Origin of the sequence: Thermochromatium tepidum ATCC 43061 (assembly GCF_009664085.1) — a bacterium.
Classification (GTDB): domain Bacteria; phylum Pseudomonadota; class Gammaproteobacteria; order Chromatiales; family Chromatiaceae; genus Thermochromatium; species Thermochromatium tepidum.
Genome location: NZ_CP039268.1, coordinates 1,278,057 through 1,301,622, shown reverse-complemented (window position 1 = coordinate 1,301,622; position 23,566 = coordinate 1,278,057). Strand labels below are relative to the sequence as shown.

17 protein-coding genes are annotated in these 23,566 nt (G+C 64.5%); 11 read left to right on the top strand and 6 right to left on the bottom strand.

Annotated features, from left to right (window positions below; translation table 11 throughout):
• Nucleotides 1-22 precede the first annotated feature (22 nt).
• On the bottom strand, nucleotides 23-1,849 hold the full coding sequence (locus E6P07_RS05940; RefSeq protein ID WP_153974763.1) for an RNB domain-containing ribonuclease: 1,827 nt from the start codon (nucleotides 1,847-1,849) through the stop codon (nucleotides 23-25).
• Between the two features lie 76 nt (nucleotides 1,850-1,925).
• Between E6P07_RS05940 and ygfZ the strand changes: the two genes are divergently transcribed.
• Nucleotides 1,926-2,954: a CAF17-like 4Fe-4S cluster assembly/insertion protein YgfZ gene (ygfZ, locus tag E6P07_RS05935; RefSeq protein WP_153974762.1), complete on the top strand. Its 1,029-nt coding sequence runs from the start codon at nucleotides 1,926-1,928 to the stop codon at nucleotides 2,952-2,954.
• Here ygfZ and lysS read toward each other — a convergent pair.
• The 3 genes from lysS to E6P07_RS05920 form a co-directional block, all read right to left on the bottom strand.
• Entirely contained in the window at nucleotides 2,951-4,471 is a 1,521-nt protein-coding gene (lysS, locus tag E6P07_RS05930; protein ID WP_153974761.1) for a lysine--tRNA ligase, read from the bottom strand. The two genes, ygfZ and lysS, sit on opposite strands and share 4 nt — an antisense overlap.
• 180 nt (nucleotides 4,472-4,651) lie before the next feature.
• Nucleotides 4,652-5,750, bottom strand: a protein-coding gene (gene prfB, locus E6P07_RS05925; protein ID WP_153974760.1) for a peptide chain release factor 2 whose coding sequence is annotated in 2 segments (ribosomal slippage) — nucleotides 4,652-5,674 and nucleotides 5,676-5,750 — 1,098 coding nt in all. Because the reading frame shifts where the segments join, the coding sequence is not laid out codon by codon here.
• Nucleotides 5,751-5,841: 91 nt separating this feature from the next.
• Nucleotides 5,842-6,798: an acetyltransferase gene (locus E6P07_RS05920; protein ID WP_153974759.1), complete on the bottom strand. Its 957-nt coding sequence runs from the start codon at nucleotides 6,796-6,798 to the stop codon at nucleotides 5,842-5,844.
• Between the two features lie 545 nt (nucleotides 6,799-7,343).
• Between E6P07_RS05920 and ndk the strand changes: the two genes are divergently transcribed.
• From ndk to der, 8 genes are all read left to right on the top strand, one after another.
• Nucleotides 7,344-7,772 (top strand): nucleoside-diphosphate kinase, encoded by a 429-nt coding sequence (gene ndk / locus E6P07_RS05915; protein ID WP_153974758.1) that lies wholly within the window; start codon nucleotides 7,344-7,346, stop codon nucleotides 7,770-7,772.
• A gap of 20 nt (nucleotides 7,773-7,792) precedes the next feature.
• The gene (rlmN, locus tag E6P07_RS05910; protein WP_153974757.1) at nucleotides 7,793-8,890 is read left to right on the top strand and encodes a dual-specificity RNA methyltransferase RlmN; all 1,098 of its coding nucleotides are present in this window, start codon (nucleotides 7,793-7,795) and stop codon (nucleotides 8,888-8,890) included.
• Nucleotides 8,887-9,675, top strand: coding sequence for a type IV pilus biogenesis/stability protein PilW (gene pilW, locus E6P07_RS05905; protein WP_153974756.1), 789 nt, complete (start codon nucleotides 8,887-8,889; stop codon nucleotides 9,673-9,675). The genes rlmN and pilW overlap by 4 nt, the downstream gene beginning before the upstream one ends.
• A 106-nt stretch (nucleotides 9,676-9,781) precedes the next feature.
• On the top strand, nucleotides 9,782-10,855 hold the full coding sequence (locus E6P07_RS05900; protein WP_153974755.1) for a RodZ domain-containing protein: 1,074 nt from the start codon (nucleotides 9,782-9,784) through the stop codon (nucleotides 10,853-10,855).
• A 45-nt stretch (nucleotides 10,856-10,900) separates the two neighbouring features.
• Entirely contained in the window at nucleotides 10,901-12,163 is a 1,263-nt protein-coding gene (gene hisS, locus E6P07_RS05895) for a histidine--tRNA ligase (protein ID WP_153974754.1), read from the top strand.
• A 21-nt stretch (nucleotides 12,164-12,184) separates the two neighbouring features.
• Nucleotides 12,185-12,811: a YfgM family protein gene (locus E6P07_RS05890; protein WP_153974753.1), complete on the top strand. Its 627-nt coding sequence runs from the start codon at nucleotides 12,185-12,187 to the stop codon at nucleotides 12,809-12,811.
• A gap of 17 nt (nucleotides 12,812-12,828) precedes the next feature.
• A complete protein-coding gene (bamB, locus tag E6P07_RS05885; protein ID WP_153974752.1) occupies nucleotides 12,829-14,103 on the top strand; it encodes an outer membrane protein assembly factor BamB in 1,275 nt (424 codons plus the stop codon).
• 5 nt (nucleotides 14,104-14,108) lie between these two features.
• Entirely contained in the window at nucleotides 14,109-15,512 is a 1,404-nt protein-coding gene (gene der / locus E6P07_RS05880; protein WP_153974751.1) for a ribosome biogenesis GTPase Der, read from the top strand.
• A 231-nt stretch (nucleotides 15,513-15,743) separates the two neighbouring features.
• Here der and E6P07_RS05875 read toward each other — a convergent pair whose 3' ends face one another.
• Both E6P07_RS05875 and E6P07_RS05870 read right to left on the bottom strand, forming a co-directional pair.
• Entirely contained in the window at nucleotides 15,744-16,880 is a 1,137-nt protein-coding gene (locus E6P07_RS05875) for a transposase (protein ID WP_162008612.1), read from the bottom strand.
• A gap of 376 nt (nucleotides 16,881-17,256) precedes the next feature.
• Nucleotides 17,257-21,459: a hypothetical protein gene (locus tag E6P07_RS05870; RefSeq protein ID WP_153974749.1), complete on the bottom strand. Its 4,203-nt coding sequence runs from the start codon at nucleotides 21,457-21,459 to the stop codon at nucleotides 17,257-17,259.
• A gap of 276 nt (nucleotides 21,460-21,735) precedes the next feature.
• On the opposite strand from E6P07_RS05870, the gene rfbF reads away from it, so the two are divergent.
• Nucleotides 21,736-22,509 carry a glucose-1-phosphate cytidylyltransferase gene (rfbF, locus tag E6P07_RS05865; protein ID WP_153976158.1) on the top strand — a complete coding sequence of 258 codons (774 nt, stop codon included), beginning with the start codon at nucleotides 21,736-21,738 and terminating at the stop codon, nucleotides 22,507-22,509.
• Nucleotides 22,506-23,561 (top strand): CDP-glucose 4,6-dehydratase, encoded by a 1,056-nt coding sequence (gene rfbG, locus E6P07_RS05860; RefSeq protein ID WP_153974748.1) that lies wholly within the window; start codon nucleotides 22,506-22,508, stop codon nucleotides 23,559-23,561. The genes rfbF and rfbG overlap by 4 nt, the downstream gene beginning before the upstream one ends.
• The last annotated feature ends 5 nt before the right edge of the window (nucleotides 23,562-23,566 follow it).

Sequence of the window (23,566 nt, the reverse complement as noted above, 5' to 3'; positions counted from 1 at the left end):
CATCCATGCCGTTTGAGCCTGCTCAACCCAGGGTGCGGAAGCTCACGCTGAGTTCCGGTAGATCGATCTCACTGACCGCGATCCTGAGCGTCTGGTTGAGCGTCACGGTGTCGCGGACCCGAATCCGTGCCTCCAGGGCCAGATCCGGAACCAGGATCACGGCCCGACGCTCCTCCAGCGCTACCACCACGCCCTGCCCCCTCCAGCCAGGGTTTTCCTTGAGATAGACCAGCTTCCAGTGTTGGTTCGAGAGCCGTTCGCCGCGGCGCACCACGATCGACGCCTGTTCGGCCGCGCCGATGCGCTCCAGCACCTGGGCGCGATCGAGCAGCGGCGCGCCGTCGAGCCAGGCCCGGATCTGCTGGTGGACCAGGAGATCGGAATAGCGTCTTAGCGGACTGGTGGCACGAGTGTAGTGTTCCAGGCCCAGGCTGGCGTGCCGGTCTGGTTCTAGGACCAACCGAGTGGGTTTGAATCCACGCCGGCGGGCATACATGCTAGCCAGATCCGTCCCCTCCTCGCCCGTGTCGGGCGGCGGCTGGACGGCGAAGGGGATCGGGATCGCTCGGTCGAGACAAAAACGCGCGGCGGCCACGCCGGCCATCAGCATGGCGTCGGTCACCAGCTCGCGGCTCCTGAGCCGTGGCAGGGGGCGGATGTTGACCTGTCCATCCTCGACCCGCACGCTGACCTCGGGTAGGGCCAGACGGCTGGCCCCCTGGGCAAGGCGCCGGGCGCGGAAGCGGTCGGTAAGGGCGCACAGTGTGGCGAAGGGCTCCTCGTTCAGCCGCTGTTCGACCGCCTCATAACTGAGGCGGGTGACGCGCACCCAGGTGCGGTGGATCTCGATGTCGTGGATCTCGCCGTCGGCATCGCAGCGCAGGGCGAAGGAGAGCGCGGGCGAGACCTCTTGCAAGCCCAGACCAAGACGCTCGGTCACCCGTCCGGGGAGCATGTTGACCACGCCCTCGGGGAGATAGAGATTGGCACCACGGGCGCGCGCCTCGCGTTCCAACGCGCTGTCGGGAGTCACCAGGGCGCCGACGTCTGCGACATGGATCCAAAGGCGGTCACCATCCAGGCTCAGTGCATCGTCGGGGTCTTGATTGCCCGCTTCGTCGATGGCATAGGCCGGCAGATGGGTGAGGTCGAGCCGCGACTCCTCTTCGAGATCCGGGACTGGCAGGTCGATGTCGTCCATCGGCGCACCACAGCGACGTGGATGCGGATTGTAACGCTCGGGCCAATAGCCGACCTGGATCAGGGCACGATGGGCGGCCTCCGGGGTCTGCGGATGGCCGAGTGCCTCCAGGATGGGGCTGTGCTCGGACTGACCGAGCGCCAGGCGTTCGACCTCGCTGAGCCTGGGGGCGTCTTCGGGTGCCGGACGCGCGGCGGCCATCCGTTCCAGGAAGGCGCGCCAGTCGCGCTCGGCGGCCTCCTTGGCGGCGCGTTCGGCCTGCTCACGCTCGACCAGGGCGCGCGGTCGTACCTGGATCGACTCGGGTGTGCCGACGAAGGCCAGTCCCTTGGTGACCTGCTGCCAGACCGCCCAGGCGCTCGCTGGGGTATAGGCGTCGAAGGCCAGCTCGGCCAGCTCGCGCAGTGTGGTCTCACCACCTTCCAGCAGTTCCCAAGCTGCATTCCACTCGCCTTCCAGCGGCACCAGTTCGGACAACCGGTGCAGAGGTCCGGGATGCAGTAGTTCGATGTCCTTGGGCCGAACGCGTTTGGTCTGACCGCCCTCCAGTTCGATCTCGATCTTCTCGCCGAGCGCGGCGACGCGGGCCGGTTTGGCCTTGTAGAGCACCAGACTATCGAGAGGGGGTGTCACTTGATGTGTCGGCAAGGCGCTGTTATCTCCGATAAACCCGCATGTCATACTCGACGCGGTTCAAAAAATGTTCATTTTCGAGGTCCCTATCATGATGCATCAATGGCGAGACGTCCTGACCGCCGGCACAGGCTCCATCGACGCCGCGGGGCGCGTCCAGTTCCCGGAACCTACGACTCCTACCGACTGCCGGCTGTTTGATCTCTCGCATCTCGGTCTGATCGCGGCGCGCGGCGCGGATGCGGCGAATTTTCTGCAGGGGCAGCTGACCAACGATGTTCGCGAGCTGTCGGCCAGTCACACCCAGCTCAGCGCCCATTGCAGCCAGAAAGGGCGTATTTTGACGCTGTTTCGCGTCCTGCGCCTAGGCGAGACCCTCTATCTCCAGACGCCGCTGGAGCGCGTGGCCGAGACCATCCAGCGTCTAAGCCGCTTCATCCTACGCGCCAAGGTCAGTCTAAGCGATGCCGGCAATGAACTGATCCGCATCGGACTGGCGGGCGCGACGGCGGCGGAGCTGCTTGCGGCTCAGGGACTGCCAACCCCAGAACGCGACAATGGGCTGGCGCAGTCCGGCGAGATCGCTGTGATCCGGATCCCAGGCGCCACACCGCGCTTCGAGCTGCTCGGTCCCTTCGAGCCGCTGCGCAGGCTCTGGGAGGTGCTCGCGCCCCAGGCCGCGCCTGCCAATGCCGTCGACTGGACCCGGCTCGACATCCAGGCCGGTCTGCCGAACGTCTATCAGCGAACGGTCGAGACCTTTGTGCCCCAGATGCTCAATCTGCAACTCATCGATGGCTTGAGTTTCAACAAGGGCTGCTATACCGGGCAGGAGGTCGTGGCGCGCATGCAGTTCCTCGGCAAGCTCAAGCGGCGGATGTATCTGGCCGAGGTCGAACGCGAGGCCCCGCCCGAGCCTGGCGAGGAGCTCTCTGCTGCCTCCAGCACCTCGCAACAGACTGATGGCTGGGTAGTCGACTCAGCCCCCCTCGGCGAGCGACGCCACGTCTTACTGGTCGTCGCCGAGATCGCCGCCGTCGACCGTGGTGACGAGATCCGGCTTGGCGTCGCTGGGCCTGTGCTCAGTCTGCGTGAGCCGCCCTATGGATTCCCGGCCTAAACCGACTCAGGACGCATGTGCGGGAACAGCAACACGTCGCGGATCGAGGGCGAGTCGGTCAAGAGCATCACCAAGCGGTCGATGCCGATGCCCTCACCCGCCGTCGGTGGCAGCCCGTACTCCAGGGCGCGGATATAGTCGGCATCATAGTACATGGCCTCCTGATCGCCGGCCTCCTTCGCGGCCGCCTGGGCACGGAAACGAGCGGCCTGATCCTCGGCGTCGTTGAGCTCCGAGAAGCCGTTGGCGATCTCGCGCCCGCCGACGAACAGCTCGAAACGATCAGTGACAAAGGGGTCCTCATCGTTACGCCGCGCCAGCGGTGAGACCTCGGTCGGATAGCGGGTGATGAAGGTCGGATCCATCAGCCGGCCCTCGACCGTCTGCTCGAAGAGTTCGAGCTGCAACTTGCCCAGACCCCAGCTCGGCTTGGGTACGACGCCATGACGCTCGACCGCCGTGCGCAGGCGATCGCGGTCATCGACGTCCACCGCCGTCAGATCGGGATTGAACTTAAGGATCGCCTCGCGCACGCTCAGCCGCGCAAAGGGTCGCCCAAAATCATAGGTCGCGCCCTGATAGCGGATCTGGGTGGTCCCCAGGATCGTGGTCGCCATGCGACGCAGCATGTCCTCAGTCAGATCCATCAGATCCTGATAGTCGGCATAGGCCTCGTAGAACTCCAGCATGGTGAACTCGGGGTTGTGCCGGGTCGATAGCCCTTCGTTTCGGAAATTACGATTGATCTCATAGACCTTCTCGAACCCGCCAATCACCAGACGCTTGAGAAACAACTCGGGCGCGATGCGCAGAAAGAGCGGCATGTCGAGCGCGTTGTGATGTGTAATGAAGGGCCGCGCCGCTGCACCGCCCGGAATCACCTGCATCATCGGCGTCTCGACTTCAAGATAGCCGCGACCATTGAGATAGTCGCGGATGAACTGCACGATCGCGGCCCGCACACGGAAGATCTCACGCGTGCTGCTGTTCATGATCAGATCCAGATAGCGTTGCCGATAGCGGAGCTCCATGTCGGTTAAACCATGAAACTTCTCCGGTAAGGGGCGCAACGCCTTGGTCAGCAGCCGGATCGCCTCACAGCGCACCGAGAGCTCCCCGGTCTTGGTCTTGAACACCTGGCCCTCGACGCCGAGGATGTCGCCGAGATCCAGCTCGCGCTTGAAATCCTCATAGGCTTCCTCGCCCACCCGGTCGCGCTGGACAAAGATCTGGATGCGCGCCGACATGTCCTGGATATGCGCAAAGCTTGCCTTGCCCATGATGCGCCGCGTCATCAGCCGTCCGGCCAGCTTGACACGCACCGCACGCCTCTCGAGTTCCTCGGCCTCCAGCGCCTCGTACTGAGCCAAGAGGTCTCCGGCCAGGGCATCGCGCCGGAAATCGTTTGGGAACGCATTGCCACGCTCGCGCAGCCGCGCCAGCTTCTCGCGCCGTTGGGCGATCAGTTTGTTCTCATCGAGCGCCTCGGCGGTAGTCGAATTGGGATTGGTCTCCATGCGGTTTCCTGAAGGCTAAATGTTGGAACCGCAAAGGTGCAAAGGGCGCCGATTGACTGTGGGTCCTTGGTGCACCAAGGAGACAGTTTGCAGACGACCGCCTCCAACTTTTACGGACGGCCACTCAAATTCTTCGCGCCCTTTGCTTCTCTAGCGGTTCGATCTCGCGTGTACCGGGGGTCAGAGTCCACTCTTGAGGCTGGCTTCGATGAAGGGGTCGAGATGGCCGTCGAGTACAGCTTGGGTATTGGCGATCTCCACCCCAGTGCGCAGATCCTTGATGCGCGACTGGTCGAGCACATAGGAACGGATCTGGCTGCCCCAACCGATATCGGACTTGCTGTCTTCCAGGGCCTGCTGACTGGCGCGACGTTTCTGCATCTCCAACTCGTAGAGTTTGGACCTGAGCTGCTTCATCGCCTGATCCTTGTTCTTGTGCTGCGAACGGTCGTTCTGACACTGGACCACGATCCCTGTGGGGAGATGGGTGATGCGCACCGCCGACTCGGTGCGGTTGACGTGCTGGCCGCCGGCACCACTGGCCCGATAGACATCGATGCGCAGATCCGCTGGGTTGATTTCGATCTCGACCGAGTCGTCGACCTCGGGCGAGACGAACACCGAGGCGAAGGACGTATGCCGTCGGTTACCTGAGTCGAAGGGCGACTTGCGCACTAAACGATGCACACCGATCTCGGTGCGCAGCCAGCCGAAGGCATAGTCGCCCTCGAACCTGACGGTCGCCGACTTGATACCGGCGACCTCGCCCGCCGAGACCTCCATCAGCTCGGTCTTGAAGCCGCGTCGCTCACCCCAGCGCAGATACATGCGAAGCAGCATCTCCGCCCAATCCTGGGCCTCGGTGCCACCCGAGCCGGCCTGGATGTCGAGAAAGGCATTGCAAGCATCCATCTCGCCAGAGAACATGCGCCGAAACTCGAGTTCAGACACGCGCGATTCATAGTTCTTGAGATCGGCGACCAGAGATTCAAGCGTCGCCTCGTCGGACTCCTCGGCGGCGAGCGCGAGCAGGTCGTCGGCGTCGGCCAGCGCGCCGTTCAGCTCGTCGAGCCTGAGCACCACGGCCTCCAGCGCCGCGCGCTCGCGTCCGAGTGCCTGGGCGCGGGCCGGATCGTTCCAAATGTTGGGATCCTCCAGCTCGCGCAGGACCTCGGTCAGCCGATCCCTGCGTTCGGCGTAGTCAAAGATACCCCCTGAGGGACTCGACGCGTCCCTTAAGATCAGCGATTTGATGGGCGATCGGATTGATGTCAAGCATGAGAGATCCAAGCCGGGTAAAAAATTGAAATCATATCCTGCCGTCACAGGGCCTTTCCAGTGATTGCAAAGCGCGAATATCGGAGCCTCACTCAGGCGAAGGCCGTGCGGAATGCCTCCAAAAAGGCGTCGTAATCGGCCTCGGGCAGATGATTGATACCGGCTGCGCCCGCGCGCCCGCCTCCGGTCGGGAAGCGACGGCAGAGCTGGTCGGCACCCCGAGGACGCGCCACCGGGGCGCGGACACTGATCAGAAAGCCACCTGTGCTCAGGCGCGTGAGGATGGCATGCGCCTTCTCGGGTGCCGCCCAAGCCAATTCGTTGGCATAGGTGCCGCTCGCGCGCCGTGCCCAGGAGGCGTCCGGCAGAATCACGAGACGGTGCTTGGCGTCCTCGTACTCGGGCCTGAGGGCACGCGCGCGCGCCATGTCGTCGGCATATCCATCACACAGTCGCGCAAAGGCAGTCTCTTCGTTGATAAAGTCCAACGGATTCGCGTAAGGCTGGAGGCACCGATAGAGTGCATCCGGCGCAAGGTGCAGATCCTCGATACTGAGACCGTAACCATTGTAGTTGAGACAGATCCCCAGTTCGCGTAGACACTCGATCTCGGGCGCATCCAGCCCCAGCGATTCGGCGACCTGGCGCGCCACATGATCGAGGTTGTCGCCGAAGGCTCCGACCACGGCCCAGGCGCGCGCCCGTCCAGCGAGAAAGGCATCGACCAGCAGACTGGTACAGGTCTCGGGCCGCATGTCCAGATAGGCACTCAACCCCGGATGCCTTGGAATCTCGCCTGGAAAATGATGATCGAAATAAGTGACAGGCACGCCGGCCTCCAGCAGGGCGCACAGTGCCGCGGCATTCTTCTCCATCGCGATGTCGAGCACGGTCACAGACTCGGCCTGATCCACAGGAACGCGGGCCAGCAGATCGATCTCGCGCTTGGGGCCGGTTATGAGTCGGCTCTCGATCGGCTCGATCAGCCTTAATTGATGCAGGGCACAGAGTCCATCGGCATCGCCATTGAAAACATCGTATCGGCTCATTCAAATCTCTACCTGTATCCTGTATATCAGGAGATCGCACCATCGCCGGGTGACACCTGTAGCCAGGGCGACCCGACGACACTTGGGCCGAGATCCCAGCATCGCGCCATTGCCCGACCAGACCGCTACCATTAGACTTAGTGGATTGACCCGGTGCGCGACAAGCCTCGGCCTGAAGGTCAGGGAAGGATCGCGCGGACGGCGCAGCCGTCCTACAATCATGTTGTCGCCGATACCCAAGGCGACCGACGGCGGGGCACGCCGGAAGTCACGCCTGTGGAGAGACGAGCAGCGGTTGCGCACTCGGTCCAGGAACCCATCGAAGCGACTTTAAGGTGTGGCGCAATGCCGCGCCTTAAAGCGCCGTAGGAATCTCCGGCCTTCTGGCCTGGGAGGATGTCAACGAACACAGATGCCGCTGGAATCCATCGGACCGTCCACGTTCGGACCGAACCAGCCGCCTCTCGACAGCGTTCTAATTCGCGTCGAATTCCAACTCCAAAACCCTCGTTACCAAACGCCGCCCCATTTCGTTAGGAGCCCGCATGGCTATTGAGCGCACCCTTTCCATCATCAAGCCGAACGCCGTCGCCAAGGACGCCATCGGCGCCATCCTCAGCCGTTTTGAGGCCGCCGGACTCAAGATCGTCGCCGCGCGCATGCTGCACATGAGCCGTGAGCAGGCCAGCGCCTTCTATGCCATCCATCAGGGCAAGCCCTTTTTCGACGAACTGGTTGACTTCATGATCTCCGGCCCTGTGATGGTCCAGGTGCTGGAAGGTGAGGATGCCGTGGCCAAGAACCGCAAGATCATGGGTGCCACCAACCCGGCCCAGGCCGCGCCCGGTACCATCCGCGCCGACTTCGCCGACTCCTTCACCGAGAACGCCGTGCACGGTTCGGACTCGCCGGAGAACGCCGCCGTCGAGATCGCCTTCTTCTTCCCCGAGGGCGTCTGCCCCCGTACCCGCTGATCGAGACGATCAGGACCGCCATGAGCGCCACCTCGGCCAGACCCAATCCGCTTGACCTCGACCTCGCAGGTTGCGAGTCGCTGGTGACGGCGCTCGGTTTTAAGGCGTTCCATGGCCGCAATCTCTTCAAGTGGATGCACAAGCATGGCGTCGTCGACTTCGACGCCATGACCGATCTACCCAAGCGCCTGCGCTTAGCCCTGCGCGATACGGTCGAGATCCGGCTGCCGCGCATCCTTGAGACCCACCCGTCCGCCGACGGCACCGTCAAGTGGGTGCTGGAACTGGACGACGGACAGCGGATCGAGACCGTGTTCATCCCTGAGGGCAAGCGCCGCACCCTGTGCGTGTCTTCTCAGGTCGGTTGCGCGCTCGAGTGCGCCTTCTGCGCCACCGCGCGCCAGGGCTTCAACCGCAACCTGAGCGTTGCCGAGATCATCGGTCAGGTTTGGCAGGCCACGCGGCGGCTCGGCGTCGCGCCAACCAACGTGGTCATGATGGGCATGGGCGAGCCGCTGGCCAACTTCGAGCCCGTGGTCAGGGCCATGGACATCATGCAGGACGATCTGGCCTATATGCTGGCCAAGCAGCGTGTGACCCTGAGCACCTCGGGCATCGTACCCAACATCTACCGGCTGCGCGAGGTCAGCGACGTCTCGCTGGCCGTCTCGTTGCATGCACCGAACGATGCCCTGCGCGACGTGCTGGTGCCGATCAACCGCAAGTATCCACTCGCTGAGCTGATCCCTGCTTGCAAACACTATGTCGCAGGCGATAAGCGGCGCAAGATCACCTGGGAATATGTGATGCTCGACGGCATCAACGACAGCCCGACGCACGCCAAACAGCTCATCCGTCTGCTCGAAGGCGTGCCGTCCAAGGTCAATCTGATTCCCTTCAACCCATTCGCCGGCAGCGATTTCGGCACCTCGCCGCCAGAGCGGGTCGAGACCTTCCGCGCACGTCTCGTGCGCTCCGGCCTCTTTGCCATGACACGTAAGACCCGCGGCGACGAGATCGCCGCCGCCTGCGGCCAACTGGTCGGGCGCGTTCGGGATCGCACCGGACGGTGCGGGCGCGTCCGAATCGAGTTCAAGGAAAGGCTGGAGGCGCGATGAATACAAAGCGCATCGATCCAAGACACTCCATGGTCTTTGGTCTCTGCCTGGCGCTGTCGTCCTGTGGCGGCAAGTCGTCCCTGAAGACAGGCGACGAGGAACTGGGCCTGACCCAAGATGATAGTCCGGCCAAGCTCTATGTCGATCTGGCCAAGGAATACCAACGACTGGGCCAGACCGAGGTTGCCCTGCGCCGCGCCCAGCAGGCCGTCAAGACCGATTCCAAATATGCGCCGGCACACGTCTGGCTGGCCTTCCTGTTCGAACAGCTAAAGCAAACCGACGAGGCCGCCAAACACTATGAGTACGCCACACGACTTGCCCCGAACAATCCGGATGTGCTCAATGCCTATGGCTCCTTCCTGTGCAATCAGCGCCGCTACACTGAAGCCGATGCACAGTTCGTCAAGGCCGCCGCTAATCCCGTCTATGCCACGCCCTGGATCGCCCTGACCAACGCCGGCAACTGCGCCGTCGAGGCGGGCGACACGACCAAGGCCGAGGACTATTACCGCGCGGCCATCCAAGCGAACCCCAACTTTGGTGCCCCGCTGGCCAAGCTCGCCGAGCTGAAAATGAAGCGCGGCGATGCCAAGGCCGCCAAGGACTACATCGACCGCTATTTCAAGCCAGAGACGGTTCGCACACCCGCCGTCTCGCGCATTGCGCTCCAGGTCGGTCTCGAGGCCGAACGCGCGCTCGGCAATCGCAAGCGTGCTGCCTTCTATCAGGATGTATTAAACAAGAGCTTCTCCGACTCGACGAAGCCGGGTCGCGTCCCCTAGACGACACATTAGTTAGGATTAAGAACGACCGGGCCGAGCTTGGCACTCGTCGCCGGCCAGTTCGACAAACCGTCCAATTCAAGTGATACCGACCATTGATCACGCCATGACTCCATCGATCAACACCACGCCGTCAGACGATCCCAAGATGCTGGATCCAAACGACACCCCGGGTCGCCGACTGCGGGCACTGCGGGAGTCGCGTAAGCTCGACATCGAGCGGGTCGCGGCCCAACTCCACCTTCAACGCCACGTGGTGGAGGCGATCGAGGGCGATCAATACGAGCGTCTGCCAGCACCCGTGTTCGTCATCGGTTACATCAAGAACTACGCCAGACTACTGGGGACCGATTCAACGCCCCTTGTCGCAGCCTATCGCGCCATGGTGCCGGCGCGTGAAGGCAGCCTGGGTCAGGCGCCGAGCGTCCCGAGCAATTCCGCGCATTCGTCCAGAGGCAACCGTTGGGTTTGGGTGAGCGTGGTGCTGCTGATTGGTCTCGTCGCTGGGGTGAGCACGCTTTGGCTGCGCGGACAACGCGATGCTGCGCTGCAATCTGAGACACTCGCACTATCGCCCAAGGGCGAGGGTACAGCGAGCGCGAGTGCGGTCGCCGCCCCCACGGCGTCTTCGACGACGCCCAATGCAACCGCGGCGATGAATGCCGTGACGCCGACCTCTGCCGCCGGCCCGGGGACGACGATCACGGCGCCTCCCGAGAGCATCCCGCTACGCGGCGCTCAATCCCACACACCCACCGGCATGACCCCAACCGGACCCGCCGCGCCCCCCCTCCAGGCACCCACGGAGACACTCGTCGCCGCCAGCTCGCTGACGGGTGCCCAGGGCACGCCCGAAGACGAAGACGCGACCTTGGACACGGAAACTCGGGCCGAATCCGTGCCGCAGGCACCCGCCCCCGTGCCAACTTCCACCGAGGTCGTTCTCGAATTCACCGGAACCTCCTGGGTCGATGTGCGTGGGGCCAACGGGCGCGTGGTCCTCAATGGAGAGATGCGCCGGGGGGATCGGCACGTGCTGGATGGCCAGCCACCCTATAAGTTCGTCATCGGCAATACTGCCGCGACCCGATTGACGGTCGGCGGTCGTCCCTTTGACCTCAAGGGGCGAACCAAGGGCAATGTCGCCCGCTTCTCGCTCGACCCAAGTTCAATGGAATGATCCCCTTGGCCGAATTCCGACCGACCCCGACTTACACCCCCATCCATGAGCAAATACATCCAAGCCATCCGTGGGATGCATGACATCCTGCCAGAGCGCATCGCTGTCTGGCAGCATGTCGAGCAGACCGCGCGCGAGGTGCTGGCCGGCTATGGCTACAGCGAGATCCGCACCCCCCTGGTCGAGGTAACCGAATTGTTCAAGCGCTCCATCGGCGAAGTGACCGACATCGTCGAGAAGGAGATGTACAGCTTCGCCGACCGCCATGGCGACAGCCTCAGTCTGCGCCCGGAGGGAACGGCAGGCTGCGTGCGCGCCGCCATCGAGCACGGACTGCTGACGCAGCCGCAACGGCTCTGGTACCAGGGGCCCATGTTCCGCTACGAGCGCCCACAGCGCGGACGCTATCGGCAGTTCCATCAGATCGGCGTGGAGTCCTTTGGGCTGACCGGACCCGACATCGACATCGAAATCATCTTGCTTACCGCGCGGTTGTGGCGGCGTCTGGGGCTCGATGGCTTGCGGCTGGAGATCAACACCCTGGGTGATAGCGCCGAGCGTCAGGTCTATCGCGAGCGTCTCTTGGATTATCTCGCGTCACGCGCCGATCGGCTCGACCCCGACAGCCGGCGGCGCCTGACCACCAATCCGCTGCGGATCCTGGATTCCAAGCACCCGGAGACCCAGCGATTGCTGACTGACGCCCCCAGCCTCATAGACGTCCTGGGCGAGGAGACACGCGCCCACTTCGAGCGTCTGTGTGCCGGACTCGACGCTGCCGGTATCGCCTATCGGATCAACCCGCGTCTAGTACGTGGACTGGACTACTACAATCGCACCGTCTTCGAATGGATCACCGCGGATCTCGGTACCCAGGGGACGGTGTGTGCCGGCGGGCGCTATGACGGGCTGGTCGAACAGCTCGGCGGGCGTCCGACCCCAGCGGTCGGCTTTGCCCTGGGATTAGAGCGGCTGGTCGAGATCCTGGAGCAATCTGGATTTGCTGCCGAGCGGCGCCTTGACGCCTATCTGGTCGCCGTCGGTGAACGGGCCGAGGCGGCCGCGCCCGCACTGGCGGAACGACTGCGCGATGCCTTGCCCAGGCTGCGTCTTCAGTCAAACTGCGGCGGCGGCAGCTTCAAGAGCCAGTTCAAGAAGGCCGACAAGAGTGGGGCACGCTTCGCACTGATCCTGGGCGATGAAGAACTGGAACGCGGCGTCATCGGCGTGAAGGATCTGCGCGGCACATCCGAACAACGCGAGCTCAGTTACGCGGATGTGGCCTCCTTCCTCGCCGAGACGCTTTAAAACCAATTGATGGAGACTGTCGTGAGCTACGAAACCGATGAGGAAAAGGTCGAGGCGATCAAGGCCTGGTGGAAGGACAATGGCCTTTCGGTCATCGTCGGTGCGGTCATCGGTCTAGCCACCATCTGGGGTTGGCGGCTGTGGATCGAGCACCAGGAGCGCACCGCGGGCGAGGCGTCTGCCGCCTTTGAGCAACTGATGCTCAATGCCGCCGACAAGCAGATCGAGTCCGTGACCAAGCAGACCCAAACGATCAGGGACAACTTCGGCTCCACGCCCTACTCGGCACTCAGCGACCTGGTTGCGGCCAAGGCACTCCATGAGGCCGGTCAGACCGCTGAGGCCATGACCGCGCTTCGCAACGCCATCGACACCGCACCCGATCCGGCCATCGCGCGCCTGGCGGCACTCCGCCTGGCGCGCCTCCAGTTCGCCGACAACCAACTCGACGCGGCGTCCAAGACGATCGATAAGTACGATGTCAGCCCTGCCTTTGCCGGCGAGTTCGCCGCGGTGCGCGGTGACATCGCCGCCGCACGCGGCGACCTGGATGCGGCACGCGCGGCCTATCAGCGCGCGATCGAATCCGGCAGCAGCCTCTCGCAACTGATCCGACTCAAGCTCGACAACCTGCCTGCCGCCGATTAGGCGGCCCGGATACCGCCATGATGAGATTTCGCCTCGGATTCTTGCTCTTGCGGCTCAGCCTGATTCTGGCACTGGTCATGTTGCTGACCGGCTGTGGCGGTATCCCCTGGTTCGGCAAGGAGAAAGACCCGACCCCCCCATCGCCGTTGCCGACCCTGGCGCAGGAGACGCGCTTTGACACCCTGTGGTCAACGCACCCGACACGCGGCACCGAGGGACGGCGGCTCTATCTGGTTCCGGCCTTTGCCGATGGGCGGCTCTATGTCGCCGATGCACGCGGGCGCGTGGTGGCGCTCGCGGCAGACTCGGGACGCCTGCTCTGGCAACGCGAGACGGGTCTCACCTTGAGCGGCGGGCCAGAGGTGGCCGGCGACCGTCTGGTGCTGGGGACCAGCCAGGGCGAGGTCGTTGCGCTCTCGACCCAAGATGGACGCGAATTCTGGCGCGCCCAGCTCGGCAGTGAGGTGCTCTCGGTCCCGCGGTTCGGGGGGAATGGCCAAGTCTTTGTCCACACCCTCGACGATAGCCTCCATGGCCTGAATGCAGCGACCGGTCAGCTCCAGTGGCGTATCGACTATCCACCGCCGGTCCTGACCCTGCGTGGCAGCAGCACCCCGGCCCTGACCGAGGATGGGATCATTGTCGGGCTCTCAGGCGGCAAGCTGGTCAAGCTCGACCCCAAGGATGGCCTGCCGATCTGGGAGGTGACCATTAGCCATCCGAGCGGACGTTCCGAACTGGCGCGGATCACGGATATCGATGCCGATCCGATCCTGGTCGGTTCGAGGGTCTATGTCGGTGCCTACAATGGCGACCTGGCTGCCGTGGATCTCGACCGGGGCAATGTCTTGTGGCGGCGCGAACTCTCGGTCTATGCCGGCCTGACGTCCGACGCCGACGGGATCTATGTGACCGACTCCAAAGATCAGGTTTGGGGGGCCGAGATGGCCGACGGGGCCGGGCGCTGGAAGCAGGATCAACTGCGCTATCGTCGGCTCACTGCGCCGGCGCTCATTGGCGAACGGCTATTGGTCGGCGACTTCGAGGGCTATCTGCATCTGCTTGACAAGCGCGACGGGCGACTGGTGGGGCGGATGCGCCTGACCAAGGCACCGATCACTGCCCGTCCGCTGGTCGTGGGCAACCGGATCTATGTCTATGCCGACGACGGCACGCTCGTCGCACTGACCCTGGGCGCGACAATGCCCGTGCCGGACACCAAAACCCCAGCGTCTCGGACACCGACGGCTGAGTCATCAGCCGATCGGTCCACCACTCAAGCCCGACTCTGATCCGCATGTTGCCCGTCATCACCCTGATCGGTCGCCCCAATGTCGGCAAATCGACCCTGTTCAACCGGCTCACCCGCACCCGCGATGCCCTGGTCGCCGACCTTCCCGGTCTGACGCGCGATCGTCAATACGGTATCGGGCGCATCGGTCCGCGCCCCTATGTCATCGTCGACACCGGCGGCCTCGGCAGCGTCGCCGAGGGGATCGAGGCGCTGATGGAGCGCCAGGTCCAGCGTGCGATCGAAGAGGCCGATCATCTGTTGTTCCTGGTCGATGCCCGTGACGGCTGTACCCCAGAGGACCTCGACCTTGCCCAGCGCCTGCGCCGGGTCGGCAAGCCGCTCACCCTGGTCGTGAACAAGAGCGATACCACAGATCCGACCCTGGCCGTGGCCGACTTCCATCGGCTGGGGCTGGGCGTGCCCTGGGCGGTCTCGGCGACCCAAGGGCTGGGCGTGCACGCACTCATCGACCATGTCTTCGAGCACCTGCCCGAGGGCACGGATGCGGACTGGGTACAGAGCGAGGACGACCGGATCAAGGTCGCGGTGGTCGGGCGCCCGAACGTGGGCAAGTCGACACTCATCAACCGGCTGCTCGGCGAGGAACGACAGGTCACCTTCGACAGTCCGGGCACCACGCGCGACAGCATCTTCATCCCATTCGAACGGCCCGGTCACGCCCAGCGTTATACCCTGATCGATACGGCCGGCGTCCGAAGGCGTGCGCGTGTCACCGACCCGATCGAGAAGTTCAGCGTCATCAAGACACTGCAAGCGATCGAGGCGGCGCATGTCATCATCCTGGTCCTGGATGCGCAGGAAGGCATCGGCGAGCAGGACGCCACCCTCGCCGGGCACATCCTCGAGAGCGGACGGGCGCTGGTGGTGGCGATCAACAAATGGGACGGGCTGGACGTAGACAGCCGCAATCGGGTACGCGATCAGTTCGCACGCAAGCTGGCGTTTCTGGATTTCGCCAAGCTGCACAGGGTCTCGGCGCTCCACGGCACTGGGGTCGGCCATCTGCTCGACGATGTCGATCTGGCCTATGCCAATGCCACCCGCGACCTGGCGACACCCGAGCTGACCCGACTGCTGGAGGCCGCGGTGATGGAGCACCAGCCGCCTCTGGTCAAGGGCCGGCGCATCAAGTTGCGCTATGCCCATCAGGGCGGACGCAATCCGCCGCTCATCGTCATCCACGGCAACCAGACCGACAAGGTCCCCGAGAGCTACAAGCGCTATCTCATCAATCGCTTCCGCAAGGAGCTCGATCTGCTGGGCACCCCGTTGCGGCTGGAGTTCAAGAGCGGTTCCAATCCCTATCAGGGCAGGCGTAACACGCTCACCGCGCGTCAGATCGCCAAGCGGCAGCGGCTCAAACGGTTTACGCAGCGCAAGGGTTGAGCGCCTCGCAGAGGCGCTGGCCATCTGAGCAAGCCCTTCTCCCGCCCGCGGGAGAAGGGTTGGGATGAGGGCGCCTATCCACCCCCGGAAAGCCTGTGGTCGGTTCGACACCCTCACCCCGGCCCTCTCCCGCCCGCGGGAGCATAGGTATCTACACAATTTCATCCATCCCCTCCGTTAGCAAGAAGAATCGAGTTGGCGAAGGCACGGAGTTCTGGGATGGAAGAGTGATCAAGGGAATCGAGGATGGCGAACAGTATGAAAGCGCCAGCCAACAAGGCGGAGGGGGTAACAAGGCGAGATGCCTTCATCTGCCTGCCGGACAAGCGCACGAGAAACTGCCGGGCGGCTTGTGCCTCCTCGGTCTGCTGCGCAGAGAGGCGCCACACCAGGATACAGGCCTGGGTGGCGATCAGCAGACGCTTGAATAGGGCTCCCCCGCTCTCCTGTTCCCCACTGCTCCAGTTGATGGCCTGCCTGTTTGAGCAGTTTGAAGAACGATTCGATCTGCCAGCGGAAGTCGTACCACAGTGCCACACGCGCGGCACTGACGGTTTCAGGCACCGACGTGAGCAAGAACCATTCGGCCACCAGATGTCCGGCTTCGTCGTACAGGCGACTGACCACCAGCCGGGCCTTCAGCGGTTCGCCCGGAACCGGTCGCTGCCGTCGCCCGTCAGCGCCGATTTTCTTCGGCTTCGCCGGCCGGGTCAGAACTACCGGCGCACTGGCAATCCAGTGCTGGATCGGTCGGCCTTGGCAGAGAACCTGGCGTTCTCGGGTATAGCCAAGTTGCTTGGCCACCGCGTCGATGCGCATCGAGCCGTTGCCGTAACGTACCGTCGAGTTCCCTTTGGCGCGCACCAGCCACAACTGGCCGTCGCGCGTCCAGCGGCGCAGATGGCCGACCGAATCCGCTTCGCGATCAATCACATGTACCAACCGGGGGCCGAATTTCTGCTGCTCCAGCCAACTCATCCGCTCGCTCAATTCGTCCAGAGGCGAAGACACCTTGGGGCTGATCGTGTCGGCACACGAGCTCCAGACGCCTTGGGCCGTCACCAGATCCTGCACCGGCACCCCCAAGGGCGCGCCATCCTCGGCACTGACCAGGAGGCTGCTTTGCAGTTCGTCGCCCACATCCGTGGCATGGGTCATTTGCAGGCGATCCCGTTTCGAGGCGTGCCCTCCATCGTTCACTCTCGACCAGTCCGCCACCGCCAACACATACTCACCGCCATCCGCCGTCACGGCCTCCCGTGTCGCCGCCAACAGCGGAACCGACAGCCCCTCAGGCGTCACCCGTGGATTCGCCAGAAATCGCCCCATCGCCTGGGCGTGCGACGCGGCTTTCTTCCCGTCCGGCAAGGCTTTGACTCCCGCTGCCAAGGGGCCAGTACAGTTCATATGCCCCTTGAACAGCTTCCCATAGCGTTCGTCAAGACGCTTGTCACCAAAATTTGTCGCATACCGCTTATTTGTACCTCATCTTCCCCGCGAGAAATCCCCCGAACAGAGCCGGGTTTGTGTAGATACCCATGCCGCGGAAGGAGGGGGACAGGCTTGGCTTGGGTCCTGGGCGCGCGATCGTTACTCTAGGTCGCGGCGATCGCAGCACTCGTGAATTGCTGTGATGCCAGATTCGCGAGCGGTCTCAGACGTCGGATCGGCTCCCTGGATGACGGGATGGGTGAGGACTGGGCACGATCCTACAGGGCGGCGGCAGGCGCCGCCTGGATCTGAATCATTCGCGCCCAGCCCCGTCGCCCCGGCCATAGCCATCGAGCCGCAGAGGCTCGGATTCGGCCTCCGGCTTGGTCCGATCCAGCCAGGGACTCGGGCGCGCGAACCCCTGCCAACCCCAGCGTAACCAGTCGAGCAGACGCACCGCCAACCACAGCGCCCAGGCGAGCATGAGGGCGCGATAGACCCAGAGCGGCACCGAGACCACCCAGACCGCGGGCAGACGCGGGCCGCCGCGATCCTGATACCAATTGAGCAGGGTCGCGCTGGATCCATGACCGCGGATCCACATCTCGGGATGGCCGAGCAGCCCCTGCTGGACGGCGCCGATCAGGGCCGACAGGGCCAGGAGCGTGAACAACACCAGCCCGAACTGGATCAGATTGAAGCGCCACCAGGGCAGGCTCGACGCATTCAGACGCCCGCGCCAACCGAGCGCAAGCAGCCAGCCACCGATCACGAGCGTCACCCAGACCTCGGACAGCGCCAACCCCAGACCGAGCAGCAACCAGTCATACCAGCGCAGCGGCGTCAGAGACACCTGTCCAAGCACCAGGGCTAGGCCGACCAGCACCAGGAACAGCCCCCAGAACAGCACCGCCGGCCCGATCCCCGGACCCCAGGCGAACAGGACCCAGCGATCCTCGGGCAGGTGTAGCCGCTGGGTGAGATTGACCGCCGTCTGACCCAGATCGGGACTCGCCGGGCTGAAGCTCGCTGTCAGCGGTGACTCCAGACGCCAGCTGATCAGCATCTCCTGCGTACCGGGCACCAGCGGCAGCTCGACCACTGTCGTCTGACCGCTCGGCAGCGGCAGGGTACGGCCATCCAGGACCAGGGTGCGAAGCTCGGCACCCTCGGGGAGCTGAAGCCGATAGACACCGCCCTGGGTACTGCGCGCCGTCAGGGACAGGGTCGTGTCCGTGCCGCGCCGTCCGGGTTCGACCTTGAACTCAACCCGATCCAGGGTCAGAGTGGGACCGGGCACACCCTCGGGACGGCTGATCCGCAGGCGCAGCGACTCGCCGGGCAGCGGACGCCAGTGCGGCAGCCAAGGCTCGCCCTGGCCCCGAGGATGGATGGGGGTCAGATCCATGCCGTCCAGATGCCAGATCGGGCTGAGATCCAGCCACCAGGACTCGGTCAGGCGCGGGTCGGTACTGGCCATCAGTTCGAGTTCGCTCACCGGCTCGAGACTAGAGGTCCAGTGGAGCTCGGTCTGGCCTGGGGTGAGCGCAACCTTGACCTGCTCGGACTCGATCTGGAGCCCCGGGGTCTGGACCGATTCGCCCGGAAGCAGGGGTACAGGCACCAGCGCCGGAAACTCGGGCGCCGAGAGCCGGCGCACCGAGGTCTCGACCCGCCAGTTGAGCCCGAATTTGAGCCGGCGCTCGATCAAAAGCAACGGCGGCAGGGTATCCTGTCTCAGCGGTCCCCCGCCATCGGCGCTTGCCAGACGGATCAGTTGGATCTGGCGCCCAGGCCGGCCATGGGTCCGGATCCCTTCGATCTGCCAACCATCGGCAGAGACGACCTCGACCCGGCGCGGATCGAGCGCCAGGGCGAGATCGATCCGGGTCTCGGGCCCAAGCCTGCCCACCAACTGCAACCGATGCCGGCCCGGTTCGAGCGGGATCAGCAGGCGTCCATCCTCGTCGCGGCGCAGCCACTCTAGCGCCACGCCATTGAGCATCACCCCAGTCGGCGACCAGCCCGAGCGGGCATCCAGGATCGCGGCGGCCATCGCCGTCGCCGCCTCTAGGGTCAGGTCCAGGGTTAGCCGCTCCGGCTCGGCACGCAGGTCGAGGTTGGAGAGCGTCAGACACTCGGGCAGACACTCGGGCGGTGCGAGCAGGCGCGTGCGCAGTTCGTCCAGGAGGGCCGGACTCGGGAAGTCGGCGGCCAGGGTCGGGCCTGGGGTCAGGGCTACCCCAAGCATCAAGGCCGGTACCCACAGCGCCAGCGGAGCACCGGCGCGAACCCTGGCCCGCCAGTGTCCTTTCAGATCCATCCCCGAGAGATTCAGGTCCGACAGGCGCAGTCCCAGAGCGACTAGCAGCAGTCCGGTGATGAGTACGAGCACCAGACGCCAGCCCGGCGTCAGCCACCAGAGTCGTGCACCATCGCTCGGTCCAACGGGTCCGGTCCAGCTCAACTCGACCGCACGCCACTGCCAGTCCGGGACGCCAGGCCCGGTCTGGACCAGCGCCTTGGGATCGAGCCGTTCCAGAGGCAGCGGTGGCGCGGCCGAAGGCATCAGCGCTGAGCGGGCGTCGATCTTGTCTTCACGACGCGCCAGGTTCACCGACTCCTCCGTCAGCATGTTCTCGAACGTGAAGGTCGGCGCCGGGGCCTGGGCGCCCGCCACTTTGTCGGTTGAACGCTGATACGGCTGGGTGAGCTGCGGATAGAGTCCGCCGCGGACCTCGGAGACCAGGAAGGGTAAGCCGATCGCCAAGAGTGCGAGCACCGCCAGCCGCCGATACCAGAGCACGAAGGTCCGCCAGCGTGCGAGCCCCCGCGATTCGCCTTGAGCGGGCAAGAGACGCACCAGGGCGGCGGCGGCCAGCAGATGCAGCCACACCAGATGCGGTGCACCGGGTTCTTGCCAGATGAGGACGAGCGTCACCAAGGCGATCGCCCCCCAGCCCGGCCCCCACAGACGCCCGACACCGAGCGTCAGGATCAGCACCAGGAACAGATCGAGCAGCGTCCAGCGGGTCAGCCAGGTGTCGGGACGATTGTCGACCCCGGAGACGGCGAGCAGATCCCAGCCTGGCGGCAGATGCAGCCGGCTGGTCGCGCCGTCGAGCACCAGCGACCAACCCGAGGCCGGTACCCAGTTGGACCTGGCGTCGAGCCGACTGTCGGCGACCAGATCCAGACGCCCGCGCCGCACCTCGACACCAGGTAGTGAATCGGCGTCGAGTCGGGTGATGAGCACAGGTTCGTCATCGACCCGTACCTGACCCAGGGCAAGACCGGGCGCGGCCTCCAGCCGCCAGCTTCGGGTCAGATCGCCGTCAAGACGATCGCGCGCGCTATAGCCCTGTCCGTCGAAGTCGAGCCAGAGCTCGCGCGTAAGCCGCAGTCGATCCGGTCCGGGGTCCGTGTCGCCACGTCCCTGCTCGGTGAATGTGAGCACCGCACCTGGGCCAGCCGCATAGACCGGTAGCCGCGCCCAATCGCCCGGAAGCCCGGTCTGGCTCGGATCCAGCCGTTCTAGCCCGGAGAGATCGACCCGGCGGCGTTCGGGTTGGACGGCGAAGGCCCAGACCTCGCGCTCGGGCCAGGGTGCGGCGAGATCCTGAGGTCGCACCACCTGGGTCACATGGCCCGGATGGTAACTTGCGACCTCGAGTACCCAGCGTCCGGGACGCACCTGGACGCGCAGTGTCCCGTCCGGCCCCAGGCGAGTCGGCAGAGGGCTTACGATATTCGATGGGATGCCTTCAGGGAGCAGGACCGGGCCGAGTTGGATCTCGCGTGCGCGCCCGGACACCTCCAGTTCGAGACGGGTCAGGACGCGCAGTGGCAGATCGTCATCGAGACGCCGATAGACCTGGAGCTGCAGACGGTCGCCCTCCCCCTCGGCGCGCGCCTGGCCGGGATCGCGCAACCAGAGCCGAGCGTCCCGGTCCAGGCGCGGCGCGATTGGGGCACGTCCATCGAGCGCCAGGGTCAGGAGTCCAGTCTCAGGGGGCAGCGGCAGGGATTCGGGACGCTCGCGCCACTGGAAGCGTCCGGTCAGACGATGTCGTCCGGCGGGTAGCTGGACTGCTGGACGCCCGTCGCGCGCCACAACCGGCAGTGGCACGTCATCAGCGCGCACATCCTGCGGCCAGAGATCGACGTCACCCGGCAGTGCGATCCAGTCGGCGGCCCTAAGCTCCCAGACCTGCTCGAAGCGACCATCCCCGGTGTCCAGTTCGAGCTGCAACAGGCCCGGCCAGGCGCAGAGCCGGTTCACACCGCGCGCATCGAGCGGACAGGCACGTCGATCGCGACCGTTCGGCCCCTGTTCAAGCACCCAGGGCACCCAGGGGGCGAGCGCCTCGGGGATCGCGATCCCCGGCTGTGCCTCACCCGAGCGGGTTTCGGATCCGGCAGACTGGAAGGTCTGTGACTCGGCGGGGATCAGCGGCGACAGCGCGAGCAGGAGTGATATCCAAACAACAAACCATCCGAGACTCGAGCCTGACATACCTGGACCTCGTTGGATTTGAGTCGAAGCGCGCCCTGATTCGGATACGAGCATAGCACGAGGCGACGCGGCCAGGCGGCGAGGACGAGCAGCCGGCATATCGCACTCCACAACAATCGACATGATTGTCTCCAGCCGACGAGGATACCGACATCGGGCCTGGTGCGCGGGGGCCGAGAGGCAGGTTGTCGCCTGGAAGCGGATCCGCGATCATCAGGCAACCCCCGTCTTAACTGCGATCGAGGCATACACGAATACATGCCGAACACCACCTCCATGAAGGCGGTCATCCTCGCCGGCGGGCTGGGCACCCGCATCTCTGAGGAGTCACACCTACGGCCCAAGCCCATGATCGAGATCGGTGGGATGCCGATCCTGTGGCACATCATGAAGCTCTATGCCCATCATGGCGTGACCGATTTCATCGTCTGCTGTGGCTACAAGGGCTATATGATCAAGGAGTACTTCGCCAATTATTTCCTGCACATGTCAGACGTCACCATCGATCTGGCCACCAATCGGCTCGAGGTCCATCAACATCAGGCCGAGCCCTGGCGGGTGACGCTGATCGATACCGGCGCCGAGACCCAGACCGGCGGGCGTCTGAAGCGGGTCGCCCCCTATCTGCGCGATCAGGAGGCGTTCTGCTTCACCTATGGCGACGGGCTGAGCGATGTCGATATCCGGGCGCTCATCGCCTTTCACCGCTCTCACCGACGCTGGGCCACCATCACCGCCGTGCCTGCACCGGGTCGCTATGGCGCCATCGAGCGCCAAGGGACCAAGGTTACTGGCTTCATCGAAAAGCCACGCGGCGGTGAGGGGCTGATCAATGGTGGTTTCTTCGTGCTCTCGCCACACTGTATCGATCTCATCGACAATGACCGAACCAGCTGGGAGATCGACACCCTGCCCAAGCTCAGTGCCCAAGGGCAGCTCATGGCCTTCGAGCACCAGGGCTTCTGGCAGGCCATGGATACCCTGCGCGACAAGAACTATCTCGAATCCCTATGGGCCTCGGGCCGCGCGCCCTGGAAGTGCTGGACATGACCCCAGGGTTCTGGCGCCGACGTCGGGTCTTCATCACCGGACATACCGGCTTCAAGGGCGGCTGGCTGACGCTGTGGCTCAGTGAACTCGGGGCCGAGGTCTACGGCTATGCACTCGAACCGCCGACCACGCCCAATCTGTTCACAGTCGCGCATCTCTCTGAATGTCTGTCGGGGGATGTCAGGGGCGATGTGCGCGACCTGCAGGCCCTGGGGCGGGCCATGCTGGACGTTGAACCCGAGATCGTCCTCCATCTCGCCGCCCAACCCCTGGTGCGCGCTGGTTATGCCGACCCAGTCGCGACCTATGCCATCAATGTCATGGGGACGGTACATCTTTTGGAGGCGGTGCGTCTCTGCCCGAGCGTGCGCGCCGCGATCGTGGTAACGACCGACAAATGCTATGACAACCGCGAATGGGTCTGGCCCTATCGCGAAAACGATCCGCTCGGCGGCCATGACCCCTACTCTAGCAGCAAGGCTGCCGCCGAGCTGGTGACCCAGGCGTATCGGAGTGCCTTTCTCGCTGACTCTGGCGTTCAGATCGCCAGTGTGCGCGCCGGCAATGTCATCGGCGGCGGAGACTGGGCGCGGGATCGGCTGATCCCGGATGTGCTGCGGGCACTGGATGCGGGTGAGGCCGTGCGGCTGCGTTCACCCCAGGCGATCCGCCCCTGGCAACATGTGCTCGAACCCCTCGCCGGCTATCTGAGTCTGGCCGAGCGTCTCCACGCCCAGGAGCGCGAGATGGCGACCGCCTGGAACTTCGGCCCGGATCCGGGTGATGCCTGGACGGTGGAACAGGTCGTGCACCGGCTATGCGAATGCACTCAGGGGCATTGGCAGATCGATCCGGATCCGGGGCCGCGCGAGTCGGTGCGCCTCGATCTTGACAGCACCCAGGCACGCATCCGGCTCGGTTGGCGTCCGCGCTGGAACCTGGCCCAGGCCCTGGAGCGCACGCTCGCTTGGCATCGCGCCTGGCGCGCGGGCGCCGATATGCAGGTAGTCAGCCGTGACCAGATCCGCGACTATCAGGCGATTCTGTCGTAACCTCG

Coding starts and splice junctions, on each gene's coding strand:
- E6P07_RS05870 (WP_153974749.1), bottom strand. CDS start 21,459: ATGTCAGGCTCGAGTCTCGGATGGTTTGTTGTTTGGATATCACTCCTG.
- hisS (WP_153974754.1), top strand. CDS start 10,901: ATGAGCAAATACATCCAAGCCATCCGTGGGATGCATGACATCCTGCCA.
- rfbF (WP_153976158.1), top strand. CDS start 21,736: ATGAAGGCGGTCATCCTCGCCGGCGGGCTGGGCACCCGCATCTCTGAG.
- der (WP_153974751.1), top strand. CDS start 14,109: ATGTTGCCCGTCATCACCCTGATCGGTCGCCCCAATGTCGGCAAATCG.
- ygfZ (WP_153974762.1), top strand. CDS start 1,926: ATGATGCATCAATGGCGAGACGTCCTGACCGCCGGCACAGGCTCCATC.
- E6P07_RS05900 (WP_153974755.1), top strand. CDS start 9,782: ATGACTCCATCGATCAACACCACGCCGTCAGACGATCCCAAGATGCTG.
- rfbG (WP_153974748.1), top strand. CDS start 22,506: ATGACCCCAGGGTTCTGGCGCCGACGTCGGGTCTTCATCACCGGACAT.
- pilW (WP_153974756.1), top strand. CDS start 8,887: ATGAATACAAAGCGCATCGATCCAAGACACTCCATGGTCTTTGGTCTC.
- rlmN (WP_153974757.1), top strand. CDS start 7,793: ATGAGCGCCACCTCGGCCAGACCCAATCCGCTTGACCTCGACCTCGCA.
- E6P07_RS05920 (WP_153974759.1), bottom strand. CDS start 6,798: ATGAGCCGATACGATGTTTTCAATGGCGATGCCGATGGACTCTGTGCC.
- bamB (WP_153974752.1), top strand. CDS start 12,829: ATGATGAGATTTCGCCTCGGATTCTTGCTCTTGCGGCTCAGCCTGATT.
- ndk (WP_153974758.1), top strand. CDS start 7,344: ATGGCTATTGAGCGCACCCTTTCCATCATCAAGCCGAACGCCGTCGCC.
- lysS (WP_153974761.1), bottom strand. CDS start 4,471: ATGGAGACCAATCCCAATTCGACTACCGCCGAGGCGCTCGATGAGAAC.